This window comes from Anaerocolumna jejuensis DSM 15929 (genome assembly GCF_900142215.1).
GTDB lineage: Bacteria > Bacillota > Clostridia > Lachnospirales > Lachnospiraceae > Anaerocolumna > Anaerocolumna jejuensis.
The window spans coordinates 1-12,615 of the sequence record NZ_FRAC01000024.1 but is presented as its reverse complement, the minus strand read 5'-3'; the positions used below and the strand labels follow the sequence as shown (position 1 = coordinate 12,615).

14 protein-coding genes are annotated in these 12,615 nt (G+C 39.8%); 4 read left to right on the top strand and 10 right to left on the bottom strand.

From position 1 onward, the window contains the following. Positions 1 to 44 precede the first annotated feature (44 nt). The 5 genes from BUB77_RS20770 to BUB77_RS20750 all read right to left on the bottom strand — a co-directional run bounded on the left by BUB77_RS20770 (position 45) and on the right by BUB77_RS20750 (position 3,983). A complete protein-coding gene (locus BUB77_RS20770; RefSeq protein ID WP_073278819.1) occupies positions 45 to 809 on the bottom strand; it encodes an ABC transporter permease in 765 nt (254 codons plus the stop codon). Continuing rightward, positions 806 to 1,723, bottom strand: a complete 918-nt coding sequence (locus tag BUB77_RS20765; RefSeq protein WP_073278818.1) for an ABC transporter ATP-binding protein — start codon at positions 1,721 to 1,723, stop codon at positions 806 to 808. Before BUB77_RS20765 ends, BUB77_RS20770 begins: the two co-directional genes overlap by 4 nt. Then, complete coding sequence (locus BUB77_RS20760; protein ID WP_073278817.1) at positions 1,723 to 1,932, bottom strand: PLD nuclease N-terminal domain-containing protein; 210 nt, start codon at positions 1,930 to 1,932, stop codon at positions 1,723 to 1,725. The genes BUB77_RS20765 and BUB77_RS20760 overlap by 1 nt, the downstream gene beginning before the upstream one ends. 80 nt (positions 1,933 to 2,012) lie before the next feature. Then, positions 2,013 to 3,125 carry a helix-turn-helix domain-containing protein gene (locus BUB77_RS20755; protein ID WP_073278816.1) on the bottom strand — a complete coding sequence of 371 codons (1,113 nt, stop codon included), beginning with the start codon at positions 3,123 to 3,125 and terminating at the stop codon, positions 2,013 to 2,015. A gap of 309 nt (positions 3,126 to 3,434) precedes the next feature. Then, positions 3,435 to 3,983, bottom strand: a complete 549-nt coding sequence (locus BUB77_RS20750; protein ID WP_073278814.1) for an HXXEE domain-containing protein — start codon at positions 3,981 to 3,983, stop codon at positions 3,435 to 3,437. 133 nt (positions 3,984 to 4,116) lie between these two features. Between BUB77_RS20750 and BUB77_RS20745 the strand changes: the two genes are divergently transcribed. After that, positions 4,117 to 4,695: a TetR/AcrR family transcriptional regulator gene (locus tag BUB77_RS20745; protein ID WP_073278813.1), complete on the top strand. Its 579-nt coding sequence runs from the start codon at positions 4,117 to 4,119 to the stop codon at positions 4,693 to 4,695. Between the two features lie 165 nt (positions 4,696 to 4,860). Here the strand turns inward: BUB77_RS20745 and BUB77_RS20740 are convergent, their stop codons facing one another. The 3 genes from BUB77_RS20740 to BUB77_RS20730 form a co-directional block, all read right to left on the bottom strand. Then, positions 4,861 to 5,166 (bottom strand): hypothetical protein, encoded by a 306-nt coding sequence (locus BUB77_RS20740; protein WP_073278812.1) that lies wholly within the window; start codon positions 5,164 to 5,166, stop codon positions 4,861 to 4,863. Positions 5,167 to 5,623: 457 nt separating this feature from the next. Next, positions 5,624 to 6,142, bottom strand: a complete 519-nt coding sequence (locus tag BUB77_RS20735) for a DUF5104 domain-containing protein (protein ID WP_073278811.1) — start codon at positions 6,140 to 6,142, stop codon at positions 5,624 to 5,626. 5 nt (positions 6,143 to 6,147) lie between these two features. Continuing rightward, entirely contained in the window at positions 6,148 to 7,347 is a 1,200-nt protein-coding gene (locus BUB77_RS20730) for a PAAR-like protein (RefSeq protein ID WP_073278809.1), read from the bottom strand. A gap of 236 nt (positions 7,348 to 7,583) precedes the next feature. On the opposite strand from BUB77_RS20730, the gene BUB77_RS20725 reads away from it, so the two are divergent. After that, positions 7,584 to 7,886, top strand: coding sequence for a transposase (locus BUB77_RS20725; RefSeq protein WP_139241265.1), 303 nt, complete (start codon positions 7,584 to 7,586; stop codon positions 7,884 to 7,886). A 189-nt stretch (positions 7,887 to 8,075) separates the two neighbouring features. Continuing rightward, on the top strand, positions 8,076 to 8,642 hold the full coding sequence (locus tag BUB77_RS20720) for a class I SAM-dependent methyltransferase (RefSeq protein ID WP_073278806.1): 567 nt from the start codon (positions 8,076 to 8,078) through the stop codon (positions 8,640 to 8,642). Between the two features lie 259 nt (positions 8,643 to 8,901). Here the strand turns inward: BUB77_RS20720 and xylB are convergent, their stop codons facing one another. Together xylB and xylA are read right to left on the bottom strand one after the other, a co-directional pair. Beyond that, on the bottom strand, positions 8,902 to 10,380 hold the full coding sequence (xylB, locus tag BUB77_RS20715; protein WP_073278804.1) for a xylulokinase: 1,479 nt from the start codon (positions 10,378 to 10,380) through the stop codon (positions 8,902 to 8,904). A 124-nt stretch (positions 10,381 to 10,504) separates the two neighbouring features. Further along, the gene (gene xylA, locus BUB77_RS20710) at positions 10,505 to 11,824 is read right to left on the bottom strand and encodes a xylose isomerase (protein WP_073278803.1); all 1,320 of its coding nucleotides are present in this window, start codon (positions 11,822 to 11,824) and stop codon (positions 10,505 to 10,507) included. Positions 11,825 to 12,410: 586 nt separating this feature from the next. Between xylA and BUB77_RS20705 the strand changes: the two genes are divergently transcribed. Next, the coding region (locus BUB77_RS20705) for a helix-turn-helix domain-containing protein (RefSeq protein WP_139241263.1) at positions 12,411 to 12,615 on the top strand (205 nt) is incomplete at its 3' end.

The following is a 12,615-nucleotide window of genomic DNA, read 5'->3' as shown; positions in this document are numbered from 1 at the left end:
AAAGAGGAGCATCTATTCATAATCTCTTCCGGCATAACCGGAAACTATATTTTCTTTTTCCTAAACATCTGGATAGAAATTACAAGGCATAACACCGTCAGCGCAATTGTTATCCCTATGGTCAGATATAAAGAGTCCCCTTTTACCGTTCCGTTTAAAAGAGCAGTATTTTTTGATGCAAGGGTAACCGGATTGAACTTTTCTGCCTTTGGAAGGATGTTTACCATCAACAGGATAAACAGGGTAACTGCCGATAAAATCAAGCCTCCGAAAGAGCCTGCTGCCAATGTGCTGGAGAAAAGAATCAGCGCAATTACAAAACAGCCAAACAGCCACAGGCAGAACATCGAAAAAATAAGCGCAGGAACTCGGGGCTCCCCAAAGAGATATGCTGTGTATCCATAATTTGTTACAGCGGACAGAAGAAAGCCAGCGGACCACAGGATAACCGCTGCTGTGTATTTTGAAAGCAATACTGCTGCTCTTGACAGTCCCTTTGCCAGGATATTGACCAGGGTCCCTTTGACCAGCTCATTGGACAAGGTTCCTCCAAAGATAAGAAGCAGTACCACAATCCCCATCTGTGTCATGTTTTTGAAATACTGGGCATAAGCATCCATGGCGGTGGGCTTTGGCAAGGTTAATGTAACTCCCCCCATATCCATGGAAGAGATTAAAACCGGTGTCAGCTTGGCAAGAAGGGGGCTCATCAGCCCAAAAAGGAAAAATACCGACAGGACTATTAGCCACTTGTAAGTGCGCGCCTGCTCCCTGAATTCTTTTTTCGTAAATGCAAGAAAGCCTCTCATCCTACCACCTCCAGAAATACATTTTCCAGGGAAGGTTCCATAATCTCATAGCGGATTACAGGAATATTTTCCTTTAACAAAAATGCTAAAATGCCCGCTCCGGAATCTTCTGCATTATGAACCTCCACTTCAATCCTTTGGCCGCTTATATGAATATTGTTTACAAAGGCAAGCTCCTTCAGTCCGGCAGCAGCCTTCTCCACAGGGTACTGACCTCCTATTTCAAGCCCAATGATATCCTTTCGGTACTTATGCCTGATATCAGCTACATTCCCTCCCAAAACCAGTTTTCCCTGGTTTAAGACTCCAATACTGTCACAGATTCGTTCCACATCCGATAAAATATGCGTGGAAAACAGTATGGTAGTCCTGTCCTTTGCCAGGGAGAGGATATCCAGTATCTCCTTCCTGCCTACCGGGTCCAGGGCAGAAGTCGGCTCATCGCAGATTAAGAGTTTGGGCTCGTTTAAAAGTGCCTGTGCAATTCCAAGTCTTTGCTTCATTCCCCTTGAAAAACCATGTACTTTTCTGTTAACGCCCTCCAGGCCTACCAGCTCTAATAACTCCCCGGTTCTTGAACGGATGGCCTCCTTGCTTAATCCTGTTATTTCTCCGCAAAGCCTTAGATATTCCCTGGGATTCATATAGCCGTAATACTCCGGCACATCCGGCAGATAACCGATGTTACGGTTGGTTTTTGTATTGCCATAGCTAACTTTTTCCCCGCATACACGGATAGCTCCTGAATCCTGCTGCAAAAATCCCAGAATCATTTTCATGGTGGTTGTTTTTCCAGCACCATTTTTACCGATGAAGCCAAAGACGGAATGCTCCGTGACCTGAAAGCTTAAATCACTGATTACCTTCATATCTCCAAATTTTTTATTCACCTTATCCAGCTCCAGAACTGCCATTAATCCTCACCTCTGCCGATTGTAAAATATAGAATGGGCCCTATTGTATTGACTACCACGGTTATAATAACCCAAAGGATTCTGTTGCCAAAACGGTAGTTCTGATGGCGGAAGATATGAATCAGGGCTGCTATCATTAATCCATATTGTATGATTAAAATTGGGATAAGAAACGGGATATATTCCTTTATTTGACTGAAATCACTCATAGTTTACCTCATTTTCCGCTGCTCGGTAAACAGTTGGAAGCCAGACTGCCGGCAGCATATAATCTGATTTATTCTTGCCCTTAGTTTACCAGCTCCTGTAAGCTCTTTTTGATCAGCTGGAACCGCGGTTCCCCTTCCAGTGCATTAAAAGCAGGATTTTCAGCAACTATCTTCCTGATATCCTGCCATATCACCTGGGAATTGCGGGGAGCCAGGGTCTCTGCGTCAATTGCCCTCAGATAATTTTCCAGGGAATCAAATATCTTACTTCCATGGAGTGTAAAATCCTTCTTCGCATTCCGCTTTGCCAAATCCACATACCTGTCCAGTACATCCAGTGCTTTTTCATTTCTTCCCTGAGTTACATAAACGGTAGCCGCAACGAAATAGATGGTATATAGTCCTCCTGCAGCTACCTGATCGATTTCAAAAATATCAATCAGCTTTATAAAAATATCATAGTACTGGTCCATCCGTTCTTCATTGTCCGCATACAGCTGAAAGAAATCCGTGGCAGAGCCCAGTATTGTATTTAAACTTGTAAAAGTAGAGCCCTGTAAATACTCGATTGCTTTCTCTTTCTCTCCTTTTAGCTGATAAGCCTTTATTAGCAGGGTTTCCGTCTGTATCATCGGCTCACAGAGGCTTTCCAGAACCTCTATGGCCTCGGTGGGCTTCTGCTGGCAGAGGTAACAGTATGCCTTTATCTGCATCGCCTGCTTGACAAGGCTTATATCATCACCGGAATGCTCCACCTGTTCAAGAACCTCCACTGCTCTTTGCAGTATTCCTGCCGTCTTTTCAGGGCTTCCTGCAAGACTGCAATGATTCAGGTACAGCAAGCCGATTTGATATTGCAGGTACCAGCAGGAAAAATATTTTTTCAGTAATTCCTCACATTCCTTATAAACCTGATCAAAGGGCTTTTGGGCAAAATCATCTGCCAAACGGTGATAGAGTTTTCTTACATCCTCCTTTACCATCTTAGGCTCGTATCCAATCAGCTCATCCACCGATATATTAAAATAGGCAGCCAGAATCGGAAGCAGCAGAATATCCGGATAGCTCTGGCCCGATTCCCATTTAGAAACCGCAGGCTTTGATACTCCCAGGTAATTTGCCAGTTCTTCCTGGGTAATTCCTTTATCTTTCCGTTTAACCGATATCATCTTTCCTATATTAATCGTATCCATAAGAGCTCCTTTCCATGGTAATTACCATATATTATGTATATTATTTTATAACCTGGGCTATTTATATACAATGGATTTATAGTTAATTTACGTTAATAAAATTAACCTATGGTTAACCATGAAAAGTGGGGCTGCCGAAAATAGAACAGCCAATACCGGATATTGTATGCAAAAACGAATCTATACAAGGTATCTGGTATGAAATTTCTATTTTGCAGCAGCCCCTTTCGGTTTTACAACTTCCAGGTATAAAAGTGCTGGAATATATGGCATTTTAATACCTGGAAGTGGTCCGGAACTTAATTCATCTTATATCATTTTTTCCTCTGAATACCGGTATAGCCATTCGGACCAGTAAGCCATCAGCTTATGAAGCAGCGGTATTAATATACCGATCATAACGATTCCAAACAGGCAGGCTAATAGAATAGTTCCTGTTCCGTAATGTAAGCTTATATTTGCCCTGTACAAAAAATAGATACTGGGAATCAGAAATATAACGGATGTAATGACTCCCGGTACATAGTTCTTAAACCGAAAGCATATGGGCATATGGATCACAATCATATGGATTACCAATCCCAGGAAAGCCCCATACCATATAAAATACCCATCCAAGGCCACAGAAAGAAAACTGATAAGTACAAAAAGCACAAATTCGATTTCCACTCCGATAGAAAATGTCGGTGTATGGCAGTGGCGTATATAATTTAACCCAAAGGGCTGCTTTCCCGGCCAGACCTTGTTAATCTTAGTTTTATAGCGCAGCCCCCATACCTCTGCCATAATGATTTCTTCAAAATCATGGAGCATAAAAATAACCGGCAGCATCCATACAATAAAATTCATCGTCTTCATTTATTTTTCCTCCTTTAATGTCACACTTGTGTCGATTAACAATTTCCATTATAATAAGTAAAAAAGTGGAGTCAACCACTTTAGCCTAATAGCTACAAATCAAATATTGTGTGACGATGAAGGAGGACTGCTTATGCAGGATAAAAATAAAGGGAATTCAAAATCAAACCAATCCAAACTCTGGATGGAGGCCGCCCTGTTAAAGCTGATGGAGACTGAAAATTATCAGGAAATTACCATACAGGAGATTACCGATCATGCAGGGCTTTCCAGACGGACCTTTTACCGGAATTATTCCAGCAAGGAGGATATCCTGGAAGGCTGCTTTTACAAAATTTGGTCAGAGTACCGCTTCCTTGTTTTACAGCAAAAAGATATATCCCTGCCAAACATTGCAAGAGTATTTTTCACTGAGATGCAAAAATATACCGGCTTTTTATCCGTTATTAACCGGCACCGGCTGCTCCCGCTTTTCCTTACAAAGATAGATGAGCTGTTACCTTCCGCTTTTGAGGAGGTAAAAGGCAAGGACATGAGTTTTTCAAAGGAAAGCCTCCAATATGCACTTGCTTTCAGCACCGGCGGCTTTTTCCGTATACTTATTCTATGGCTGAATGACAACGCACAAAAATCACCGGATGAGATGGCTGGAATCCTGGAAGATTTTATTTACATCTGTAATTACCCGGATAACTCCAATGATAAGTTATAGATATGGCAGACTTAAGGAGGATAGTGTAAAATAAAGGCATTAACAATATAAAATATCTTTTGATACTAAGGCCGCTTCTGACCTGATAATCATCCAGTCACAACAATACTTCTGCAAGCTTTAAGAAAGGCCACATCAGTCGAAACTGTGTGGTCTTCATACTACTTAAAATATATCAAAGAAATCATCCTCTGCTTCTCCATCAAATGTGTAAAGGGTCTTATAACTTGCAATTTGTTTTCCTTTGTGGCGTATCCACATTGACGCTGAAACCGTATTATAACTACATTCTGGCCAATTACCTAAATTCAATGATATTGTATGCATTTGTAAAGATAGCTCTTCAATTCTTATATTTTTGAATACTTTCCGTAAAGCCTTCTCCGCAATAAATTTTCTGCTGCTGTCAAGATCCATTAGCTCTTCAGCATTTTCTACCGTTTTGCTTTGAAATAATTCAAAATAGTCCATGCTTATTCCTCCTGTCCATCCAGACAGATAATCTCATCATACTCTAAATTTTATGCTGCTAAAGCAATCGTTAACATTTTCATCATACATCCCTATATAATTAATCGGTTAAAATTGGAAAATAATTGATGAGAATATTCTATAAATATATATCACGAATTCGTTTTACGGGGCCTCGTAACATTACCCGGCACTTGAATGCCTATAGCAATTCAATAAAATAGCGCAACCTCTTGACACAGGCGTTATGATTAAGTAAAGAGGTGATTCTTATGTTACATAATGAAACCAGAAAACTTTTATAGCATTCCATAAGCCACCGTGTACAGCTGTATAGTATTTTATTAAACATCATAAGGTGGTTTGTCCATTTGTAAAAAATGAAATCGGATTTGGCGGCTTTCTGAGAAAGGGTCTTATCATTGAAATGTAAGAATCAAAATGTGTTTTGTCACCTCTATTCCTTTGGAATATAAATCCCTGGAATTTTCATATCCTCAACATAACCAAATTCTTTATCTTCATCTTTTGCTTTGATTACTCGCAGCGTATATAAGCCTTCATTATCAGGGTTTATAGTATCTATTGTAAAGTCTATAATAAAAAACATATAACTTTCTTGGTCAGTTTGAACAGTATACCAAGATACAAGACTTTCCGATTTTTTACCATTGTCTACTGATGTATTCCCTGAAAATCTGAATCTTTCCCATCCTTCTATATTTCCTTGAATATAATCAAACAAATAGTCAATGCTATCTTCAAAACCTTCTGTCTCATTCAAAGCTTTCTCAGAAAACATTGATTCTAACTCATCTTTATCTTCGTTTTTTATCACTTCAATTAATTGTTCAATTTTTTTATCTGCTCTATTCTCACTATCATCTACAATAATTTTTTTATTACCATAAAAAGAACATGAATTCAATAAAAAAATACTTATCAATAACCATAGGACTACGACTCTTTTTTTCATAGTTCTCATCTCCCTAAAAATCCAAATGTGACCGTATAGTTATCGAATGTAAGATTTTTGTATTGCCCCTCCCATTGTTCCCTAAATGCATCATACATTCCTTTATCATACTCGTTACCGGAAAAGTTAATAGTATACGTGGCTGTTAGATTACTTGCTTCAACATCTTTATATGCTGGGTTAAAACTAGTTATCCACCATTGTACCTCAGTTGGCCTATAATCAGATATTTCATGACCTTCATTATCTACCAAGTTCAAAGTCATAGGCATTGAAAGATTTGTATCAACCAACCAATGGTCCTCATTTGGACTCTCAATATTGGCCAGACCAAGAATACCTGATGTGTGGGAATAGATTCCTATTTCAGCTCCTGCTCCTAAGTTTATATAATCACCTTTCCATGCCCATACTCTAAATTCTCTCTCATTGTAAGTGAAATTGAAAAATTGCGCATCCATGCTTGTTCCATAATCGAAAGCTTTATCATATAAATAATTATATCCACCAATTTGTTGCCAAGCATTAGTTTTTGCATGGTAAATTCCATTGTCATCTTCAAACATCCACAGAGCTCTTGCACCATATTCATCTGTTCCAGCATATCCATGTGCTATAAGCCAAGCATCTAATGATTTATCAGCATCATCCAATAATTCTTGAAACCATGTGGTATCTTTACCCGTCTTCTTCTTTTCTTTCGCCACCGCTTTTATCGACTGCTCACTTTCCATCGCCACTTCTTCCTCCTGAACAATGGTAATAATACCGCCGAACTTACAGGGGCACTGACTTTCCGTGGTAAGGGCCGGTGCCCCGTCTATCATATGATCTCTGCTGGTAAATAGCCAAGGCAGGGGAGTATCCAGCTCACACTTATTGGATGCAAAGGTTTCCTTCACGTTAAGTACTGTTTTTGTTGTAAATTTCGCAATTCCTTTTCCAAGTTTGCCAAAAAAACCGTCTCCCTCTTCTGCCTTATATTTTTCATCGGCCTGTTTTTTTGCTTCCTCAAAGATGAGCTTTGATTTACAGTCTCCAAAGTGAGTCAAATTGATATCTTTTACATGGTCATTGGCATTTAGAACAGGCTGTCCCTGATATACTACGCCATGCCCTTTATCTGTGTTAATATAATTCTCCATCGACCCTTCGCTGCATTTCGCTCTCATTCCATGTACTACATATTTTGTTCCATCTGCCATTTAAACCACCTTAATCCTTTGCAATCTGATTCCATAAAGCCTTCTCTCAAATATACTTACTGCTGCTGTCAAGACCCATAGCTCCACAGTTCGTATTCGTATAAAACTCTCATCCCTGCATAATTAATCGGTTAAAATTGGAAAATAGTTGATAGGAATATTCTATAAAATATTACCATATTTTTGCCATTATATTATGATAACTATAAAGAGCATTTTTGCTTAAGCTCCATGGTATGAATAAAATACTAACACAGGAAGATGTCAACCTAATCAAAGTTGGTAACCGTGAGTATTATGTTTATACCTATCGTGGCAAGCTAAAAGATATCCCAGCTTGCCTTATCGTTTTATGCTGGCCCAAGGAAGCTCTTTTTAAAGAGTGGTGCTTAAGGACATTTATAACACTTGACACCGCACTGACCACGGAAGAACTTCTGATTCATTACAAAAGTCGATGGCCAATTGAAACCTTTTTACGTGAAACAAAGAAGCATCTTGGTCTGGACGATTATCAGGTCAAAAGCAATAACTCTTGATGAGGTTTTTAAAGCCCTTAAAATGACTTATTCATCCAGCAACACTTATACGGTAACAGGGTCAGTTTGCCGATATATAGGCAGTACTGCGACATTCTTCTAGTATAACAGGAATATTCGCTAAATCCATCTCATCTACAATTTAAGAATTATTAAATAAAGGATTATATATACAAGAAAGGAATACCAATGGAATACATGGGAAATAAGGAATACTGGGATAGTAAATTTGCTGTAAGGGGAGATAATCCCTTACAACCGGAGAAATCTCTGCTTGAAAATATTTCATGCCTAAAAAATGGCTCTATCCTTGATATAGCATGCGGAGACGGCAGAAATACATTGTTTTTACTGGAGAACGGCTTTCAAGTAACAGGAGTTGATTTTAGCAGTAAAGCTCTTGAACGCTTGAAGATATTTGCTGATAGAAAAAATTACTCTGTAAATACAAAACTGATTGATCTAAGTATTCCAAATTCATTGAATGATATCGGTATCTTTGATAATGTCTTAGTAAATCACTACAGGTTAAGCAGGAAACAGCTCGGCAGTATGGAAAACCATATAACGGACAACGGGATTTTATTTGTCTGTGGTTTTGGACAGCATCATAAGATTGATTCCAAAATCAGAAAAGAAGATCTTATTCAGCCTGCTGATTTTGAACAGCTGAAAAGATCCTTTGAATTGATTAAGAATATAGAAAATGCCGATGACAGAGGTTTTTTTGTTACTTATATCTTCCGTAAAAAATAAATACGAAAAGCTTGTTCTAATCTAAGCCCTTTTTAATCATCATACCAATACAGCCAATAGCTTGAATCCGGCCTGCAAAATGACCGCCTGCAAGTGCAGGCGGTCATTTTGCAGTAATCCAAATATTTTATAACCGTTTCCTGTTTTTACATGGTTGAAATTAGTTCTTTCCTCTTCCAGAAATAAAAGCTGGAAGATATGGAATTTTTATATCTGAAAGAGGTCAAAAACATAATTCAACTTATATTTAACTTAGATATTAGTTTTCTTCTGCCATTCTTTTATATACAGGCTCTAAAGCAGGATATATTTCTTTGAACACATTATATTTCTTCTCATAAAGATTAACGATTTCTTCTTCCGGCTCGGTGGTTTCCGTTACCTGAATAAGCTTTGCGGCTGCTTCCTCTACGGAGGCGAATTCTTTGCAGCCTACCGCTGCCAATATGGCAGCTCCAAATGCCGGACCTTCCTCGGAATTTATCTTATCAACCTTTACATTCAGCACATTTGCAATGATTCTGCACCAGAGGGGGCTCTTGGCTCCACCGCCGTTAATACGGATGCGCTTGATGGAAAGGCCCGTATCCTTAATGATTTCAAAGGAATCCTTCAGGGCAAAGGCTACCCCTTCCAGAACTGCCTGTGTCATATCTTCCCTGGTAGTATCCATTGTCATGCCGACAAAGGTGCCTCTTGCATCGGGATCATTGTGGGGTGTTCTCTCTCCCATAAGATAGGGCAGAAAATATACGTTATTTTTCCCAAGCTCTACGATAGCCTGCTGTTCTTTGGCATATTCTCTGGTCTTTAGCACCTCGTCCATCCACCACTTGTTAGAAGCCGCTGCCGAAAGCATAACTCCCATAAAATGGTACCGTCCGTCAGCGTGGGCAAATACATGAAGGGCATTGTCCTTTATTTCAGAATACTCCTTGCTGGCAACAAATACTACTCCGGAGGTTCCAAGGGATACATTGCACATGCCGGAACCAACCGTACCGGTTCCTACTGCTGCCACCGCCTGGTCGCCGCCGCCGGCTATTACCTTACATTCCGGAGGAAAGCCCAGTTCCTTTGCAATATCCGCTCTTAAGGTACCGGTTACTTCATAGCTTTCATATACCTTTGCCATCTGTTCTTCCTTCAAGCCTGCAAGTTCAAGCATTTCTTTGGACCAGCATTTCTCCTTTACATTAAAAAGCAGCATACCGGAGGCATCGGAGACATCTGTAGAATGAACACCGGATAAGCAATAGGCTATATAATCCTTGGGAAGCATCACCTTTCTGATTTTACGGAAATTATCCGGTTCATGTTTTTTCACCCATAAAAGCTTGGGGGCAGTAAAGCCTGTTAAAGCCATATTTCCGGTATAGGAGGAAATCTTCTCCCTGCCGATTGTTTCGTTTAAATAATCACATTCCTCTTTTGTACGTCCGTCATTCCACAAAATAGCAGGGCGGATTACTCTATCCTCTTCATCAAGGATTACCATACCATGCATCTGGCCGCTGAAACTGATGCCGCCTACTTCTTTCTTTTCCCCGTCCCCAACTAGCTCCTTTAAGCCTTCCATGAGACTGGAAAACCAATCGGCAGGATTCTGCTCTGACCAGCCTGGCTTTGGGAAGCTGATAGGATATTCCTTTGTTACAATATTTCTGATAGTACCCTTTTCATCCATTAACAGCAATTTAACGGATGAAGTACCTAAGTCAACTCCGATATACAGCATACAGACCTCTCTTCTTTTTTCCTGAGGCTGCTGCCCGGATGCCTTACAGTTCTTGTATGCAATACCCGTAAGTTATCCACTGCAGCAGCCCCGTCTGATTTTATACTTATCTTCGTCCTAACTCTTATTTTGTCTCTAAGATATACTGGTTTAAAATACCCTCTAACATTTCCTGTCTTCCGGAGGTATTAGGAGTGATGCCGCTATTAAGGGCATAGGCTTCCAGAGTCTTAAAATCAGCCTTGCCTTCCACGATATCTTTTCCCAGTCCTTCCTGGTAGCTGGCATAGCGTTTTTCCTTAAAGTCTTCAAATACTTTATCCTCTAACAGCTTTGCCGCAACCTTAAGGCCCTTGGCAAAAGCATCCATGCCTGCAATATAGGCAAGGAACAAATCGTCTTCTTCGAAGGAAGCTCTTCTTACCTTGGAGTCAAAGTTAAGTCCGCCTTTTGTGAAGCCGCCTCCCAAAAGAACCTCATACATCGCCAGAGTAGTGTCATAGATATTGGTAGGGAACTGGTCCGTATCCCAGCCCAGCATAGGGTCTCCCATGTTGGCATCAACACTTCCCAGTACACCGTTAATGCGGCACATGTTAAGTTCATGCTGGAAGGTATGCATAGCAAGTGTGGCATGATTTGCTTCGATATTCAATTTGAACTTGTCTATCAAATCGTATTTTCTTAAGAAGGACATTACGGTTGCAGCATCTGTATCATACTGGTGCTTTGTAGGTTCCTTGGGCTTGGGTTCAATTAAGAACTGTCCGGTAAATCCAATTTGTTCTGCATAATTACAAGCCATTTTAAGGAGTCTTGCCATGTTATCAAGCTCTAATTCCGTATTGGTATTAAGAAGAGTCTCATAGCCTTCTCTTCCGCCCCAGAATACGTAATTCTCTCCGCCTAATTCCTTGGTCAGCTCAATTGCCTTCTTTATCTGTGCTGCTGCATAGGCAAATACCGTTGCATTGCAGGAGGTGCCTGCACCATGAACAAATCTGGGATTGCCGAAGGCATTTGTAGTCCCCCAAAGGCACTTAATTCCTGTGCGCTTCATTTCTTCCTTGATTATTGCTACGATTTCATCCAGTCTTGCATTGGTTTCTGCCAGGTCCTTGCCCTCCGGAGCGATGTCCCTGTCATGAAAGCAAAAATAAGGAATCTGAGCTTTTTCCATAAATTCAAAAGCTGCATGGACTCTTTCCTTGGCAACTTCCATGGAACACTCATGGTTATCCCAGGGTCTGAACATAGTTGCTGAGCCAAAAGGGTCATTTCCCATATAGGTAAAGGTGTGCCAGTAGGACATGGCAAAACGAAGCTGTTCCTTCATAGTCTTACCCATCACCACTTCAGTGGGATTGTAATACTTAAAGGCCAGGGGATTTTTACTTGCGGGTCCTTCATATTCAATTTTGCCTACCTTCTCAAAATAAGCCATATTCAATTCCTCCTATTTGTTTATTTACTAAACTATATTTGATACATTTATCATAACAGTATTTATTCCACTTGTCAATCCATTTTACACCCACATAATTTTCTTTTTTTATAGCCTTAATTAAGGCGTTTAAATATCAGGTTTATTGAATGTATACTTGGGGGATAAAAATACACTCAGCTCCATGAAAGTCACTTCGTTGCATTTTTATCCCCCAAGTATACATAAAGGAAGGCTGAGATAATTTTAAAACCAAAAGCTTCATAGCAAACGTATGAAACAAAATTAAGTACCCTAGTACTTCCTTACCCAAGGCAGAACATGTTCTCCTGCCTTTCCTTGAACTGGTTTCATGCGTTTGCTTAGTTTGCTTACAGTTCATCCTTGCACATCTATTCACAGAAAATTTTAAGGCAAAGCACAGATGGTTTCTGGTTCCGTTCAGGCATTTTCTATTGAGCGGTTCCATATGACACTTAAATGGCAGCCGTTATGACTAGTATATCATAAATTAAATAAGTACCATATATAATAATGTTTTGATATGTGTTATAATATATTCATCAAATATAAAGGATTGGTGAATATGAAGCAGACCTTTTTACCTTTGTCAGATGAAGACAAAACATATCTTAAATCATTATCAAAAACAAGAACTATTCAAGCTCAGGTTGTCGACCGTGCAAGAATTTTATTATATAAAGCTGATGGTATTTCTTTTGATGTAATAGCCACCAGACTAAACATAAGTAAACGTACTGTGCGTCTCTGTATCTCAAAATACTATGACG